The sequence below is a fragment of the Frankia sp. Allo2 genome (assembly GCF_000733325.1).
GTDB classification, from domain to species: Bacteria; Actinomycetota; Actinomycetes; order Frankiales; family Frankiaceae; genus Frankia; species Frankia casuarinae.
On sequence record NZ_JPHT01000042.1, the window covers coordinates 1 to 16,620 of the forward strand.

A 16,620-nucleotide genomic window follows, 5' to 3' on the forward strand; every position below is an offset into this window, starting at 1 on the left:
CACCCCGCCGGACGCACCAGTCCGGCGGGGTATTCGTCGTGGATACCCTGACGGGCATGGGCCTGCACCTGTCCGGCGATCCAGAGGCGGACGCCTTCATCACCGAGGACCCCCTGGCGCTCCTGGTGGGCATGGTCCTAGACCAGCAAGCCGGATAAACAAGGAACGTCGTTGGAACATCTCTCGGGTGGAGCGCGGGAGAGTGGTCGCGCTCGGTGCGACTCAGCGCCTCGTCCCCATGCTTTTCAGATTCGTCGCAGCTTCTCCGGATTGCGGACCACGTCGATGCGCGTGATCCGATTGTCACTCACCGCGAACGAAAGCGCTGCGCGGTGGCCGTCGTGACTCGGGATCACCAGCCCGAGTTGCCCGTTGAGCGTGGTCTCGATCGGGTGGTCGAGCCTGCGGCTAAGCGCCACCCATGCTCGCGCGACCCGAATGTCGCCGTGCAGCGGTCTGCGTGCCGCTACCGCGTGACCGCCGCCATCCGACCTCCAGACGACATCCGGGTCGAGAACGGCGAGGAGACCGCCGAGGTCGCCCTCGGCCACTGCCAGCGCGAACGCCCGTACGGCGCGATCGTGCTCCTCACCCGAGGCCACGAAACGCGAGTGCTCGCGCCTGACGTGGCGGCGGGCACGCGCCGCGAGCTGCCGCACTGCCTCGGGCGTGCGGCCGACCACCTCGGCGACCTCGCCGAACGGTATGTCGAACACGTCGTGCAGCACGAACGCCGTGCGTTCCGCCGGTGAGAGCTGCTCGAGCACCGCTAGCAAGGCGTAGCTGACGGATTCGTCGAGCGTGACACGGTCTGCCGGGTCACCCGACCCGAGCGGCTCTGGGAGCCACGGGCCGACGTAGATCTCGCGGCGCGCCCGAGCGGACCGGAGGCGATCAAGGGCGAGCCTAGCGACGACCGTGGTCAGCCAGCCATCCAGGTTCTCGATTGCCGCGTGGTCCGCGCGCGCGAGCCGCAGCCAGGCATCCTGGACCACTTCTTCGGCCTCGCCGAGGTCACCGAGCTCGCTGTATGCGAGCCGTAGCAGCCGAGGGCGTGCCTGCGTGAAGCGCTCCAGAATGGTCATGTGGTGATCCGGCCCCAGATCTCCGTACCCGCGCGCAGGCGCGGCGCCCAGCCGCCCGCCTCGCGCAGCCGTCGGCTCGACACCCGCTGGGAGCGGCTCATCGGCCCGTCCCCTGGCGTCCTCGGCCGCAGTGCCGTGACCCCGACGGCGGCGGCCAACGCGGCATCGATCTCGGCGTTTGTAGGTGGGTCGGCGTCAGCGACGTTGTAGGTCCCGGCGGGGACGCTCAGTGCAGTGGCGACGGCCGATGCCGCGTCCTCCAGCCAGAGCGTCGGCCGGTAGGCGCCGGGTGGTCCGGCCGCGATCGAAGTTCCCCGCCGTGCGGCTTCCACAGTGGCCAGCGTGGAGCCGCTGTCCGGTCCGAGGAACAGCCCGAAGCGCAGCACGACGGTGTCGCCGTCGAACATCTCGCGCGCGTGATCCTCGGCGGTCAGCGCGGACGTTGTCACGCCGCCCCCCGCGAGCGGTGCGTCCTCGTCGAGCCACGCGTCGCCGCCGTCGGCATAGACGAACGCGATCGACTCCTGGACGAGCCGGCGCGCACGGGCGGCCTGGGCCGCCCGTGCGATCGCCGCCGACGCCTTCGTGCGCAGTCGGTCGTTCTCGGCCCAGGCTGACGGGTCGGCCATACGATCGGCGCTCGGGATGTGGGTCAACAGGTTGATGACGACCTCCGCCCCGTCGAAGGCCCGGCTCAGCGAAGCCTCGTCGAAGACGTCGGCGTCGACGGCATCGACCCCAAGGCTGGCCAGCCGCTCGCGGCCGGGCGCGGACCGGGTTACGCCCCTCACGTGGTGGCCGGTGGCGTGCAGCTCCCGGATGGCGCGCCGCCCGATGACGCCAGTGGATCCGGTGATCACAATCCTACTCATGCCGATCTGACGACGCACCCCCCTTGATCGTGACATACGGACGTCCTCGCCGCGGTCGTCCGGTTGATCGCAGGAGCGGTCCTCTACAGCCACGAGGGGGCGAAGGAGATCGAACTCGGCACGAGCGACGCGCCGTTCTGACACTGCGCGAGATGCGCGGACCGCTGACACCAGGGCGGCTGGCCGATCTGAGCGGCCTGCGGACCGGCACTGTCACCGGAGCGCTCGACCGCCTCGAGCGCGTCGGTCACGTCCGCCGGGAGCGCTCCGCCGAGAACCGGAGGAAGGCCATCCTGTCCCGCGCCGGGAGCGGATCGCCGCGGACTTGGGCGCGTTCTACGGTTCCAAGGGAGCCGGCCTGATGGAGTCGCTCGGCCGCTACGACGACGCCGAGCTGGCGATCGTGGCCGACTTCGTCACCCGCCTCGCCCAGCCCTGAGCGGGAGCCTGGCGCATCGCGCCGGTTACCCAGCTGCGGGGACCGCCCGAGGGGACGGGGTCGCCGAGGTGGATGGTGCCGGGGTGTCTCTGGCTCGGCCGCGGTTCATCGAATGAGACGAGCGGACGACGTCGGACGCGCGGCGGTGAACCACACGACGGTGATCGTCGATTTCGGCGGGGCCGGTGCCTGGGNAAGTGGCCCGCGCTCGACGGGNTCAGTGGAACGAGACGGTCCGCGCCGGCCTGGCTGCGTAGCGTCACGATCCGGTTGGCGGCTGCTGGAGCGAAGGTCGGCAGCGGGCGACCGTGCCGGCGTTTGACGGCCCAGAGAGCCACTTACTCCCCGCCGTCCTCCGGGACTGGCGGGGCCTTTTTCGAGGTCGGCTACGTCATGACCCCACGAGTCGCTGTCTTCCTGGACTACCAGAACGTCCATCTCTCCGCTTGCACCGCGTTCTTGCCCTCGGGCACCTCGGGCCGACATGGACCGTGAGGGATCTTGGTCGCCACGTCGAGGTTGCGAGTTGGAAGGGCACCAGTCGACTTCGCTTCCCCGATTCACAGTCACCCTGGTGCCACTACCTGGATGCCGACGACTACGCCGCCTGTCGGGACTACACCGACTACACAACCTGATCAACGACCGGGCGGCGGATGCGATGCGGTCGGCTACGGTGTTGGCGTGGGATTGCATCTGAGCCAGATCGCCGAGGCGGACGAGTTGCTGACGAGCGATCCGTTGGCGTTGCTGATCGGGATGGTGCTGGATCAACAAATTCCTCTTGAGCGTGCCTTTGCCGCGCCCCATGAGCTGACCCGACGCCTCGGCCAGCCGCTGGATGCGGAGGAGTTGGCGAAGTACGACCCTGACGCCCTGGGCGCGATCTTCTCGCAGGTGCCGGCGCTGCACCGGTTCCCTGGCTCGATGGCCAAGCGGGTACAGGCCATGTGTCAGCTCATCGTGGACACCTACGACGGCGACGCGGCCCGCGTGTGGACGACCGCGGCCGACGGTAAGGAACTGCTGAGGCGGGTGGCGGCGCTGCCGGGGNTCGGTCAGCAGAAGGCCAAGATTTTTGTGGCGCTGCTGGGTAAACAGCTTGGCGTGACCCCACCGGGATGGCGGGAGGCCTCCGCGCCGTTCGGGGACGAGGGCACGTTCCGCTCCATCGCGGACATCACTGACGTTGCCACCCGTGACCAGGTCCGGGAGTACAAGAAGGCGATGAAGGCCGCCGCCAAGGCACAGGCGGGCTGACGAGGGTCAGTCCCCGCCGCCGGGCGGGTGCGGTCCGTGCCGCCGGGGTCGGCCAGGCGTCCTGCTCGACTTTGATCCCACGAACATGCGTTCGCGGCACTCCTGGAACCGGCGCCCACTCGTTCTTTCCGAGACTGACTGGGACCAGTGACGCCCGCCGTCGGTGACCTCCGCGGCTGCTGGTGACGCCTGCCGTTCGTGACGCCTGCCGTTCGTGACGCCGTCGGTCGGTGACGTCCATGGCTCGTGTCGGCGGTGATGTCTGTAGCCCCTGGCGGTGCGGTGCTGGGCGCGGGCTTTCGTTCTCGCTTCGTGCTCAGCGTGCGCCCGTGCGCTGACGGTCGCCCTCCGGGTGACGGGCCGGCCGGCGGATGTTCGCCGTGACCGCGAGTCCCGATCCCGGCAGAAGGGAGCGGCCGTGAACCCAACCACCATCAACGGCGATGACGACGACGGCTGAGCCGCAGCCTCAGCCAAGGTCGCGGCTCGGCGCAGCCGACCGCCGTCCATCAGTGCCTGGTGGCGACGGCTCGGCCAGTGACCGCCGCATGCCAGCGATGACTGGCCTTCGGCGTGGGNGGGGNGAGTCTCGGGGGGCTCACCCCACCCACACCGGACGTGCCCACCGCGGCCCTCGCCACACTCGCTCCCGCTCGCGCCGCGCCCGTCCGCCTCCGAGAAGAGTGACGCGTGACGGACCAGACGGCCCCGGCCACCTTGTACGCAACGGTGGCGGGGCGCCCGGCTAATCGTCGACGATCCGGAGGCGATAACTCCCGTGTAGATGGCCGAGGTGCTGCGCTGCGGCGGCTGCGACACCGAGGTCATCGCATTGCGTTACGAACCGTTTCGGTACCGGCCAGACCGCCGCCAGCTACCGCTTCCGCCTCACCCACGCCGCGTCCGGTGGCGGGCGGCAGCCGACGGTGTCTCAGATGGTGCGCCGTCGGATGGTGCGCCGTACGGTGGAGCTGCATCGGACGGCGACGTGCCGGCGAGCGTGGTGGTGACGGAATGGCTGGCGGCCACGACGTGGGCGGAGCGGGTCCGGTTACGGCTGCCGTGGAATTCGTGGAGCGGGCATCTGCTGCCGGATTAGTCGACGATCCGCCGGTTCCTCGACAGGGCCGACGATCAGGCGCTTGCGGTCGCGTTGCTTGACTCGCCGCTCGCCGACATGCCGGCTGATCTCGCGGATGTGGTCGCTGGCACCGCGGCGTCCCCGCCCGGGGCGGTGGACGTGAACAGTGGTGCGGCTGTTCCCGGTGCGGGCGTACGCGGTGGACGGGAGACCGGCCGGGGGGCGACACGTGCCGATGGCAGCCAGGTTCACCTGCTCGGGGTCGTTTCCCCCGGCGCCGGGGCGATGGTCGGCCAGCGGGAGATCGACGCGAAGACCAACGAGAACGCCGAGTTCCGTGCGCTGCTGGTACCCCTGGCCCTGACCGGGGCGTTCGTGTGGTTCGACACCCTGCACACGGTGCGAGCCACCGGCGCGAATGCCTGATCATCCTGAAACACCGGATCGGTGAGGTCCACACCGGCCGCTCGAAGCGCTGCCGTGACCGTAGCCGGGTCGGTCACCGAGTACTTCACTTCGACTTGGCGCACCTGCATCCCCCGATAAAAAGCGGCACTTTCTCGCCTGTCGGTCAACTGGCGGCCGACACGCCGACGAATTTTTATATCCTAATAGAATGGCGACCGGTAACGCGGTACAATCCTGAAAGCCCTGTCATTGGAGCTGGTGAGGGGACTCGAATCAGTAGCCGCTCGATTGCAAGTCGCACGGGCGCGTGCCGGCTCATGCCGCAAGGTTCCTGGTGATGCCGCCTTCTCCCAGCTCACGGCGTTTTCCGTGCCGGAGCATGCCTGTGGGTGCCTCTCCGTGTCGGGACATCCGCACCCACAATGAGCCCATCCACGGCGCACACGAAGATCGAATCTTGGCGACCGGTCCGGTCGGGCCGAGGGCGGCTGCCCTGAAGCAACTGCCCAAAGGCCGCTTGACACCTACCGAGGTCGCGAGCGGCCGATGACGGTCAGGACGTGCATCCAGTGTGATCGGCATGCGGACCGTCGAGGTCGCCTAGGTTTGGGGCCGCCGACGATTCTGCAGTCGACCATGGTGGGTGGCTCCGGCGAGAAGAAGACGCCGCGGCTGGTGGCGAAGTACGCGCAGGCGTGCAACTCCGAGGGGGCCTTTCGCGCTTCGGGAGTCATCAGCGGTACGAAGGTCGCGTTGAGTCACCTAGCGAAGATCGCATCGTCAGGGCGTCCTCCACCCCGACGTCACCGCGGACGACTTCGTGCCGGTGCTCAGCCTGATGCCCGGTGACGGGATCTCACCGGCGGCCCCCCGACGGTGGGTGCGGCTGTTCCTGCGAGGTCTGCTCACCGGCTGACGGCGCCGATGGCAGGAGGCGTCAACCTACCAGCCGCCCGAAAGACCGATTTTCGGAAGAAAAATACTGGATATCACTTTCTTCGCGATTTTTGTCCGCCCCTGGCAGGCCGGGCTAAGCGGACTATGATTCTGAGCTCAGGTCCAAGCGGCATATACTTGCCCCAGGTCACACGGTTAAAGGTGCGGGAAGGTGCGTCATGCCGGATCGGTCAAGACCGTCTCGGCGAGCCGGACGGGCCTCGGGGCTTCGCCTCAACGGTGGGGAGGGCGCCTCGCTCGAGCGGCTGCGCGAGCGGTTCCTCACCGCCGGGATCTCAGCTGAGATCTCGGCTGAGATCTCGGCTGAGACCAGCGAGTCCGGTGGGGTGCGGGATCCGATCCGCGAGTCGTGGATGCGGTCGCGGCGGTGGGCGGTGGCCGCGGACAGCCCCGAGCCCCTCCTCGCAGCGTCGGACCTCGACGTACCTGTCGCGCGCGCGGCCGAACCGGTCCTGTGCCAGCTCGCCGATCGGCTGGCCAGGCAGGCCGTCAGCGCGATCGTCACCGACGCGAACGGTCTGGTGCTCATGCGGTGCACCGGCGACGCCGCATTCGAACGCCGGCTGGACCGCGTATCGCTGCTGCCCGGATTTAGTTATGCCGAGCGGTTTGTCGGCACCAACGGCATCGGTACCGCTCTTGAGGAGCACAGGCCGGCGCACGTGTTCGGTCAGGAGCACTACGCGGAGTCCCTCGGCGAGTTCGCCTGCGCCGGTGTTCCCCTGCGTGATCCGGTGACGGGGCAGACGCTGGGCCTGTTCGATCTCACCTGTCCGCGCCGGGATGCCGGGCCGCTGCTGGCGGTCATGGCGGGCATGGTCGCCAACCAGATCCAGGATGTCCTGCTTCTCGCCGTGCCGGGGCACGACCGGGAACTGATCTCGCTTCGCGAGGCCGACGCGGGGGAGTTGCGCAGGCTGCTGATGGCCGAGCGCCAGCAGCGGGAACTGGCCGAGACGATGCACCGGGTCGTCGTCGAGACCACCAGGGCGGTGACTCCGCCGGAGATCCTCGGGCGGGTCATGACGGCGGCTGCCGCGCAGCTTCCGTGCGAGGCGGCGTGGGCGCTGGCCCGGGAACCGTGCGGAACGTTGCGGGTCGTGGCGGTCCACGGCCAGGTGGATACCCGGGCGGTCGGGGCGATGATCGTCCCGCTTCCGGATTCCCCTCTGCTGCTGGCGTTCCACGGCGGTGGGATGATCGGGCCGCACCGGAGGCTGCCGGAGGTGCTCCCCGGCCAGCGCTACCCGGTGGGCAGCTGGCTGGCCGTGCCGGCGCTGTGCCGGCAGGCCCCCACCGTCGTCGTTCTGATCGCCTCGCGGGCTGCTGGTGGCTACAATCCCAGGCAGGCTCGTCTGGCTTATGCCGTGCTGGGCCAGGCGGCGGCGGCCTGTGAGAACGCCTACCTGTTCGAGGAGACGCAGCGGCTTGCGGACAGTGATCCGCTGACGGGGCTGGCGAACCGGCGTCATTTCTTCGAGCAGGCCGATGCTCTGGTCCGCGGGCATCTGCATGCGGCGCGGTCGCTGGCCGCCTTCATGATCGATATTGATCATTTTAAGCAGGTCAACGACGGTCACGGTCATGCTGTGGGTGACGCGGTTCTCGCCGAGGNCGCTCGGCGCGTGCAGGGCACGCTGGGCCCGCAGGACATCGTCGGCCGTATCGGCGGCGAGGAGTTCGCGGCCGTGCTGGGCTGCCCGGCTGCGACGGCGGGTGTTCTCGCCGAGCGGCTTCGGCAGGCGATCGGGGCCAGCCCGGTGGCTACCGCCGACGGTCCGCTCCCGGTCACCGTCAGCGTGGGGGTGGCGATGCTGAACCCGGACGATTCCGGGCTTGGCGACCTGCTCATCCGCGCCGACGTGGCCCTCTACCAGGCAAAGCGCTCCGGCCGGGACCGGGTCGCGACCGCGCAGCCATGATGGGCCTCCACGTTAGGGACCGCCACTGCGGCCTGTCGTAGGGCTGCTGCTCCCCGTACTCTGCTCCCCGCACTCTGCTGCCGTGGGCTCCACGCAAGATTGCGTCTACACGCTGGGAGCGGGGATCTCGATGCCGTACTGCCGGATTCTGCGGTAGATCGTCGCTCGCGACATGCCGAGAGCCCGCGCCGCGAGGGTCCTGTTCCCGTCCGCGCTGAGCAGGCTCTGCACTATTGCGTCTCGCTCGATCGCCTCCATGGCTCCGAGAACCCGGCGGGTGACCGTGTGACATTCCGGCGGCAGGTCACCGACCATGATCGTGCCTGCGGGGCGAACCTGGATGACTTTGCGCAGCACCTGCCGCACCTGCTCGATGTTGCCTGGCCAACTGGTACGCAACAGTGCTTGCATAGCCTGCGGGGAGCAGGCGAGTTGGCCGCCACGGGTAAGTTTTACCAGCAGGAACGGCACGATTTGGTGCAGATCATCGATATGGTGCCGCAACGGGGGCACTTCGATGCAACGCGGGAAGTAGCGCATCAGGGGGCCGAGGGGTTTGTCGTCGGCGCTGAGCGTCAGGACTACCCACGGCAGATCCCGGCGGCCGCCCGCCTCCGCTGCTTGGCAGGCGGACGCCAGCACATGCAGCCGATAGGGGTCGATGCGATCGACGTGGCGTACCACCAGCGTGCCCCGGCTACGGCTCAGTTCGTGGCGGAGAAGGGTCCCCCACTCCCGAACAGTAGTGTTGTGGCCGTCGACAACGGAGAACCACGCGGACGGATCATGCCGCTGGCACACGGCCCGGGCCAGGGCTGTTTTGCCCACGCCGGGCTCTCCTCGTAATATCACCCACTCACCTGCTTGCGCAGCCGCGTCCACTTCCCGGCAGGCACGGGTCCATAGAGTTCCGGAGCCGACGATGCCGGGCAGCGGAAGCCGCGTCAGAGCGGTGTCCGCATGCCGCGGGCGCGGCGCTTCGACAAAACGGACATGGGCCACCGCCCCGTCGGTGGCCCTCTCCGTTGCCACTGTCCGGCAGTGCACGCGGGCCCAGGTTCCGCTGGGCAGTTCCATCATCAGGGTGGTGGCACGGCGTCTGGCGACGACATCGGTGATGCGCCCGATCAGCACCGACTGGTCGCGGGGGTCGAGTAGTTGGCGCGCGTGCTCGTTCATCATGACGACGTCGTCGTTGAGGCCGAGCACCACGCCGGAAATCCGTTGGCATGTCCTGAGATACTCCCGTAACAGGGCAAGGTCACGGTGTTCTTCGTTGGCGAGCAGGGATTCCTGAATCTGTGCCGCCGCGGCCCGGGCCATGGCCATGAGCAGCGGCCCGGCGTCCGGACGCCAACAGGTCAGGTCCAAGACGCCAATTATCTTCCTTGTGACTGGATGGTGCATCGGCACTCCGGCGCAGGCTAGATTCTCGAGGTTCGAGGCGTAGTGCTCGTGCCCGAAGACATGGGCGGGGGACCTTCCCTCGAGCGCGGTACCGATTCCGTTGGTTCCCACCAGTCTTTCCGCGTAGCTGAAACCCGGTGCGAGCTGGACCGCGTCGAGGTGCTTCTCCAGGGCGCGGTCACCGGTGCGCCGGGCCAGGACGACTCCCTCGGCATCGGTCAGGATGATGCTGATAGGCTGGTCTACAAGTTGATCGCCGAGCTGGCGGACGATGGGCGCTGCGGCGCGGCTGACCGGGTTTTCGCTGTCGAGGTCGCCCACGAACGTGAGTCGGGGGCCTTCCGCCGCTACCTCCCAGTGCCGGGAGCGTAACCAGGACGCCCGGATGCTGTCGCGTACCCTGTCCGGCTCGATGGAGTCGGTGGTCAGGAACAGCTCCCGCGCCTGCGCAACCTCGGCGCCCTGATGATTATAAGCATCTAGGTTGCTCGAACAACCAGCCATCTGATGGATCTCCTCCCGCGAACGGCGAACCTCGACGACTCCGGTACAACCGCAGCGTCCGACGTGGTCACGAGCGGTTCCCGAGCGAGGTTAGATCGCAGCCCACCGTCTGGCTAGACCTTGTGCTCCGCCCACTGCCGGGCGTCCGCCGCGCCCGACCGACCCCCGACCGGCGCCGATCGCCGATCGCTCCTCGCATCTCGCATCTCGCCTCCCCGATGATCTTGCTGGCCGAGTCCTGGTACCTGTCTCAGATTGAGATCCCACACACCTCCCACGGGGAGTGTGATGTGGGACATACGAAGGGACGTGGTGCAGGCACCGGTTCCGGCCGGAAGGAGGGTCGACGCGGATCGGCGTCGATCTCGGTGCAGGCGGGCATCGCCGGTGTCTGCCCGACCCCGTATCGTCCAGGAGGCAGGACGTGAGCCGTCAAAGCTTGACAAAGGCACACAAAAAGATCACGGAGCTGTCATGGGAACCGACGTTCGCGACGCCCGCGAAGCGGTTTGCCACCGACTATACCTTCGACAAGTCTCCGAAGAAGGACCCGCTCAAGCAGATCTTGCGCTCCTACTTCCCGATGGAGGAGGAGAAGGACAACCGCGTGTACGGCGCGATGGACGGCGCGATTCGCGGCAACATGTTCCGCCAGGTCCAGCAGCGCTGGATGGAGTGGCAGAAGCTCTTCCTGTCGATCATCCCGTTCCCGGAGATCTCCGCGGCCCGGGCGATGCCGATGGCGATCGATGCCGTCCCCAACCCTGAGATCCACAACGGGCTCGCGGTACAGATGATCGACGAGGTGCGTCACTCGACGATCCAGATGAACCTCAAGCGCCTGTACATGAACCACTACATCGATCCGGCCGGCTTCGACATCACTGAGAAGGCGTTCGCCAACAACTACGCCGGAACGATCGGCCGCCAGTTCGGTGAGGGCTTCATCACCGGTGACGCGATCACCGCGGCGAACATCTACCTGACCGTCGTCGCCGAGACGGCGTTCACCAACACCCTGTTTGTCGCGATGCCGTCCGAGGCGGCCGCCAACGGTGACTACCTGCTACCGACGGTGTTCCACTCGGTCCAGTCCGACGAGTCTCGCCACATCAGCAACGGGTACTCCATCCTGCTCATGGCGCTCGCCGACGAGGCCAACCGGCCGCTGCTCGAGCGTGACCTGCGCTACGCGTGGTGGAACAACCACGCCGTGGTGGATGCCGCGATCGGCACCTTCATCGAGTACGGCACGAAGGACCGCCGCAAGGACCGCGAGAGCTACGCGGAGATGTGGCAGCGCTGGATCTACGACGACTACTACCGCAGCTACCTCATCCNGCTCGAGAAGTACGGCCTGGTGATCCCCCACGACCTGGTCGAGGAAGCCTGGAACCGTATCTACAACAAGGGGTACGTGCACGAGGTCGCGCAGTTCTTCGCCACCGGATGGCCGGTGAACTACTGGCGGATCGACCCGATGACCGACGACGACTTCGAGTGGTTCGAGTCGAAGTACCCGGGCTGGTACAACAAGTACGGCAAGTGGTGGGAGAACTACAACCGGATGCGTTACCCCGGCCGGAACAAGCCCATCGCGTTCGAGAACGTCGACTACCAGTACCCCCAGCGGTGCTGGACGTGCATGGTGCCCTGCGTGATCCGCGAGGACATGGTGCATGACAAGGTGGACGACCAGTGGCGCACCTACTGCTCCGAAGCCTGTCACTGGACTGACAAGGTGGCGTTCCGGCCGGAGTACCAGGGCCGCCCGACGCCGAACATGGGCCGGCTGACCGGCAAGCGGGAGTGGGAGACTCTTTACCACAACTGGGATCTCGCCGATGTCATTTCCGACCTCGGGTACGTCCGTGATGACGGCAAGACCCTGATTCCGCAGCCCCATCTCGAGCTCGACGACCCCTCGAAGCTCTGGACGCTCGACGATGTCCGCGGCATCACGTTCAGCAGTCCGAATGTCGCACTCAACGAGATGAACGACGCCGAGCGTGAGGCGGCGATGGCGGCCTACCGGGCCGGCGGTCCGGCTGGTCGGCCGGCACCCGTTTCCTAATAGCGCCCTGCAAGCTGCGGGCGTGTTGAAGAACCGCCGTCCGAGGGGGCCGACGGACGTTTCTTGAACGCGTTCGAACGAACACGGCCCCACCGGCGCCGCGACACGAGCGCCGGTGGGGCCGCACCACCGAGGCGCGGCCCGGGCGGCTCGCCCGGATACGACGGGTTTTTCAAAGCAGGAAAGAGACGGGCATGAGCGACACCCACCGGGTCCGGTTCGAGCCGGTCGACGTGGAGATCGAGGTTACCGAGGACGAGACCGTGCTCGACGCGGCGTTCCGCCAGGGCGTCAACCTGATGCACGGATGCAAGGAGGGACAGTGCTCGGCGTGCAAGTCCTTCCTGCTTGACGGTGATGTACAGATGGGCCGCTATTCGACCTTCGCGTTGGCCGATTACGAAAGTGATGAGGGCTACATCCTGCTGTGTCGGGCGCACGCCTTCAGCGATCTGTCGGTCGAACTGGTCAACTATGANGAGGACATGATCCGCTCCGGCCTTCCGGTGCGGACCATAGAAAGCACTGTCGTGGAGACGGAAGATCTCACCCACGACATCACCCGGTTGCGTCTGGACATCACCGGTTCACCGGACTTCATGTTCCATCCGGGTCAGTACGTCGATATCACCATTCCTGGTTCGAGTGAACACCGTTCGTTCTCCATGGCGAACATCTCGGCGGCGGAAGGCTATCTCGAGTTCATTATCAAGAAGTATCCGGGCGGGCGTTTCTCCGGACTTCTGGAGGACGGTCTGCGCCCCGATGACCCACTGACCGTCACCGGGCCGTACGGTGCTTTCACGCTCCGGGTGAGCTCGGACCGTCGGATCGTCTTCATCGGTGGTGGCGCGGGGATGGCCCCGATCCTCTCCCTGCTACGCCAGCTGGCGACGAAGAACAGCGAGCGGGAGGTCGTCTTCTACTACGGGGCTCGTGCCCCCCGCGACCTGTTCTATGTCGACGANATCCTCCAGACCGGTGCGTCGATTCCCGGCTTCACGTTCGTCCCCTGCCTGTCCGACAGCATGCCGGAGAACTCGGACGATATCGGCCATCCCGTGGAAAACGGGTTGGTAACCGATATAGTGGACCGGCGCGAGACCGACATCGCATCCTGCGATGTTTACTTGTGTGGTCCGCCTCCCATGATTGACGCGGCATTGCCGCGGCTTGAGTCGAGTGGGGTCCCGAAAGAACAGATCTTCTACGACAAGTTCACTATCACGGCCGCCGCCGAAAGCTGACCGGTCATCGTCACCGGTCGGCCATCGGTTGACGACCTGCCACGAGGAGCACAGGCATGACGCAAGTCACGGGTAAGACCAGGAGCTTCCCCAAGCCGGAGTTCACCGACGCGGAGGCGGGCGCGTTAACGTTCCCCAGCTCCACCAGCCGTGTGTACAACTACTTCAAGCCGCAGAAAATGCGGGCGACCATGTACGAGGACGTCACCTTCGACGTCCAGCCGGACCCTGACCGCTACCTGGCCCAGGGCTGGATCTACGGTTTCGCCAAGGGACCCGGCGGATATCCGCAGGACTGGACGGCTTTGCGCTCCTCGGACTGGCATGCCTTCCGCGACCCCAATGAGGAGTGGGAGCAGACCATCTACCGGAACAACTCCAATGTTGTCCGGCAGATCCAGCAGAACCTTGAAAACGCGCGGGCGGCCCATGCCTACGACGGCTGGTCGCGGGGGTGGACCAAGTTCGTCGAGCAGCACCTGGGCGCCTGGATGCACGCTGAGAACGGTCTGGGCCTGCACGTGTTCGTCGCCGCTCAGCGGTCGGGTCCCACGAACATGATTAACACTGCCATCGCGGTGAACAGCGCGCACAAGCTCCGCTTCGCCCAGGACCTCGCCCTGTACAACCTGGAGTTGGCCGAGTCCCTGCCGGGGTTCGACGGATCGGCCCACCGCAAGGTCTGGCACGACGACCCGGTGTGGCAGCCGGTGCGGGAGAACGTCGAGCGGATCACCGCGGTCGCTGACTGGGCGGAGGCACTCGTCGCCGCGAACATCGTGTTCGAGTCGCTGGTCGGCGTGTTATTCCGCAGCCACCTCGTCATGCAGATCGCCGCCCGTAATGGCGACTACGTCACGCCGACCCTGGTCGGAACCGGCGAGAACGACTACGAGCGCGACCTGCGTTACACCCGCGCGCTGCTCAAGCTTCTCATCACCGACGAGAAGTTCGGCGCAGGCAACGTCGAGACCCTTTCCGGCTGGTTGTCCCGGTGGGTTCCGCTGAGCTTGAAGGCGGCCCATGAACTGCAGCCGATCTGGTCGCAGCCGCAGGAGAAAGTCATCACCTTCTCGGAATCCCTCGACGCTACGGTCAACGGATTCCGGGCCGTCCTTTCCGACCTTGGTCTGCCCGAGCCGAAGGAGCTGACGCAGTGACCACCGCGAACGGAAACCCAGAGCTCGGTAAATCCAATAGAACCTCGTCGAACATGTGCGGCGTCACCCTGATGAACAACCAGAACGGATATGTCGTCGCCGACGTCATGCGGAGCAAGCCCGGTATCCGCGTCGAGGAGTATCCGTCCATGATCCGGGTTGACGGCGAACGTAAGATCGAATTTGACTTCGACGAGATCTCGGATGCGCTCGGTTTCGATTTCGGTGTGTCCGACTTCGAAGAGATCATGTCCACGCACTACGGCCGGATGGTGCATCTCGACGACAAGACCGTACTGTTCGCCAACCCCGAGGACGCGGCGGAGTACATCGATTTCGATCTGAAAGTCGTCACTAACTGACCTGATCCGAGGCGAACGGCACGGTCCACGCCGGGCTCATCCGGCCCGGCGTGGACCGGCCGTGATGATATTTCGGAGGATATCCACATGTACGTCAAGGACAATGAGCGATACTTCATCGTGGATTCCCACCTGCACTTCTGGGATGGGAGCCCGGAAAACCAGGCGAACCGCTACGGCAAAGGTTTCATCGACTGCTTCTACGATTACCATGTGAATCTGAGCCCGCAGGAGTACCTCTGGCCGCGGGAAAAGTTCCAGAAGTACTCTGCGGAAGTCATGGTGAAGGACCTGTTCGAGGACGGTTACGTCGACAAGGGGATCTTCCAGCCCACTTATCTGACGGACTTCTACCGGAATGGTTTCAACACCACCGAGCAGGACGGCGCGCTCGCCGAGCGGTACCCCGGCAAGTTCATCGTGAACGGCGCCTTCGACCCGCGTGACGGCGAACTGGGCCTGTCGAAGCTGGCGGACCTGGCGGCACGCTGGAACCTCAAGGGTGTGAAGCTCTACACGGCGGAGTGGAAGGGCGAGTCCAAGGGCTACAAGCTGACCGACCCGTGGGTCTACCGGTATCTGGAGAAGTGCCAGGAACTCGGCATCCGCAACATCCACATCCACAAGGGCCCGACGATCTACCCGCTGAACCGGGACGCGTTCGATGTCGCCGACGTCGATGATGTGGCCACCGAATTCCCCGAGCTGCGGTTCATCATCGAACACGTCGGACTGCCCCGGTTGGAGGACTTCTGTTGGATCGCCACGCAGGAGCCCAATGTCTACGGTGGGCTCGCGGTGGCCATGCCGTTCATCCACAGCCGGCCGCGCTACTTCGCGCAGATCATCGGTGAGCTCCTCTACTGGCTCGACGAGAACCGGCTGACCTTCTCGAGTGACTACGCGATCTGGCACCCCAAGTGGCTGGTCGAGAAGTTCGTCGACTTCCAGATCCCGGCGGACATGCAGGCCGAGTACGGCGTGCTCACCCCCGACATCAAGCGCAAAATTCTCGGTCTCAACGCGGCCGCGCTCTACGACATCGAGGTACCGGCCGAGGTTAGCGGGGCGGGCAGCGGTTCTCCGGCGTCGACGCCTCTCGTGGGCGCAGGGCAGTCCGTATGACCACACCCACAGTAACCAGTAGGACCGGCCTGGCCGCGGACGTCTGGGAAGCTTTGGGGCGGGTGTACGACCCAGAGCTCGACCAGCCCGTCACCGAGCTGGGATTCGTCCGTGCTCTGGTGGTCCAGGACGGGCGGGTGCAGGTTCGGCTCAGACTCCCGACCTACTTCTGTGCGCCGAACTTCGCCTACCTGATGGTGTCCGACGCGCACGACGTGGTGAAGGAGCTGCCAGGAGTCACCGAGGTGGACGTGGCCCTGGAGGATCACTTCGCTGCCGAAGAGATCAACGCCGGAGTCGCCGCCGGAGACGGTTTCCCGGCAAGTTTTCCCGGGGAGGCCACCGGAGGCCTCGACGACCTGCGGATGACCTTCCTGCGTAAGGCGCACACCGCCAGCCTGGAAGGCGCGGCCAAGCGCCTGGTAGCCGCGGGCTGGTCACCCGAGTCGCTGGATCGGGCCCGGCTGGCGGACATGCCGGAGTCACCGGAACGACGCAGCCTGCTGCGCCGACGGGATGCCCTCGGACTGTCCCTGGCTCCCGAGGCGCCGCTGTTCGTTGACGACGACGGCCGTCCGATCGATCGCGAGGCGCTGCCCCTCCGGCTGCGGTTTGCCCGGACCGTCCGGGTGACGATCGACGCGAACACCACGGTCTGCCGCGGTCTGCTGGAGACGCGGTACGGCACGGTGGACCGCACACCCATGACGTGACAGT

At 66.4% G+C, this 16,620-nt stretch carries 13 protein-coding genes and 1 pseudogene; 11 read left to right on the forward strand and 3 right to left on the reverse strand.

Annotated elements, in window-relative coordinates; genetic code table 11:
* Positions 1-56: 56 nt before the first annotated feature.
* Positions 57-149, forward strand: a pseudogene (locus tag ALLO2_RS27500) (Fe-S cluster assembly protein HesB); the annotation flags it as partial.
* Between the two features lie 96 nt (positions 150-245).
* On the opposite strand, the gene sigJ reads toward ALLO2_RS27500, so the two are convergent.
* Positions 246-1,085 (reverse strand): RNA polymerase sigma factor SigJ, encoded by an 840-nt coding sequence (sigJ, locus tag ALLO2_RS19835; protein ID WP_011436935.1) that lies wholly within the window; start codon positions 1,083-1,085, stop codon positions 246-248.
* Positions 1,082-1,957, reverse strand: coding sequence for an NAD(P)-dependent oxidoreductase (locus tag ALLO2_RS19840; protein ID WP_035734135.1), 876 nt, complete (start codon positions 1,955-1,957; stop codon positions 1,082-1,084). Before ALLO2_RS19840 ends, sigJ begins: the two co-directional genes overlap by 4 nt.
* Positions 1,958-2,109: 152 nt before the next feature.
* Between ALLO2_RS19840 and ALLO2_RS28400 the strand changes: the two genes are divergently transcribed.
* From ALLO2_RS28400 to ALLO2_RS23610, 4 genes are all read left to right on the forward strand, one after another.
* Entirely contained in the window at positions 2,110-2,319 is a 210-nt protein-coding gene (locus ALLO2_RS28400) for a MarR family transcriptional regulator (RefSeq protein WP_085016516.1), read from the forward strand.
* Positions 2,320-3,080: 761 nt separating this feature from the next.
* The gene (locus ALLO2_RS19845; RefSeq protein WP_035734123.1) at positions 3,081-3,656 is read left to right on the forward strand and encodes an HhH-GPD-type base excision DNA repair protein; all 576 of its coding nucleotides are present in this window, start codon (positions 3,081-3,083) and stop codon (positions 3,654-3,656) included.
* A 1,177-nt stretch (positions 3,657-4,833) separates the two neighbouring features.
* A complete protein-coding gene (locus tag ALLO2_RS23605) occupies positions 4,834-5,163 on the forward strand; it encodes a hypothetical protein (RefSeq protein ID WP_023842138.1) in 330 nt (109 codons plus the stop codon).
* 1,097 nt (positions 5,164-6,260) lie between these two features.
* On the forward strand, positions 6,261-8,024 hold the full coding sequence (locus ALLO2_RS23610; RefSeq protein ID WP_051875454.1) for a diguanylate cyclase: 1,764 nt from the start codon (positions 6,261-6,263) through the stop codon (positions 8,022-8,024).
* 105 nt (positions 8,025-8,129) lie between these two features.
* On the opposite strand, the gene ALLO2_RS19865 is transcribed toward ALLO2_RS23610, so the two are convergent.
* Positions 8,130-9,935, reverse strand: coding sequence for a sigma-54-dependent Fis family transcriptional regulator (locus ALLO2_RS19865; RefSeq protein WP_023842140.1), 1,806 nt, complete (start codon positions 9,933-9,935; stop codon positions 8,130-8,132).
* A 424-nt stretch (positions 9,936-10,359) separates the two neighbouring features.
* On the opposite strand from ALLO2_RS19865, the gene ALLO2_RS19870 reads away from it, so the two are divergent.
* The 6 genes from ALLO2_RS19870 (at position 10,360) to ALLO2_RS19895 (ending at position 16,616) form a co-directional block, all read left to right on the forward strand.
* Positions 10,360-12,009 (forward strand): aromatic/alkene/methane monooxygenase hydroxylase/oxygenase subunit alpha, encoded by a 1,650-nt coding sequence (locus ALLO2_RS19870; RefSeq protein ID WP_035734125.1) that lies wholly within the window; start codon positions 10,360-10,362, stop codon positions 12,007-12,009.
* Between the two features lie 194 nt (positions 12,010-12,203).
* The gene (locus ALLO2_RS19875; RefSeq protein WP_035734127.1) at positions 12,204-13,256 is read left to right on the forward strand and encodes an FAD-binding oxidoreductase; all 1,053 of its coding nucleotides are present in this window, start codon (positions 12,204-12,206) and stop codon (positions 13,254-13,256) included.
* Positions 13,257-13,312: 56 nt separating this feature from the next.
* A complete protein-coding gene (locus ALLO2_RS19880) occupies positions 13,313-14,416 on the forward strand; it encodes an aromatic/alkene monooxygenase hydroxylase subunit beta (RefSeq protein WP_011436928.1) in 1,104 nt (367 codons plus the stop codon).
* Entirely contained in the window at positions 14,413-14,778 is a 366-nt protein-coding gene (gene mimD, locus ALLO2_RS19885; RefSeq protein WP_011436927.1) for a propane 2-monooxygenase effector subunit MimD, read from the forward strand. Before ALLO2_RS19880 ends, mimD begins: the two co-directional genes overlap by 4 nt.
* A gap of 87 nt (positions 14,779-14,865) precedes the next feature.
* Positions 14,866-15,903 carry an amidohydrolase family protein gene (locus tag ALLO2_RS19890; protein WP_011436926.1) on the forward strand — a complete coding sequence of 346 codons (1,038 nt, stop codon included), beginning with the start codon at positions 14,866-14,868 and terminating at the stop codon, positions 15,901-15,903.
* Positions 15,900-16,616 carry an iron-sulfur cluster assembly protein gene (locus tag ALLO2_RS19895; RefSeq protein WP_011436925.1) on the forward strand — a complete coding sequence of 239 codons (717 nt, stop codon included), beginning with the start codon at positions 15,900-15,902 and terminating at the stop codon, positions 16,614-16,616. Before ALLO2_RS19890 ends, ALLO2_RS19895 begins: the two co-directional genes overlap by 4 nt.
* The last annotated feature ends 4 nt before the right edge of the window (positions 16,617-16,620 follow it).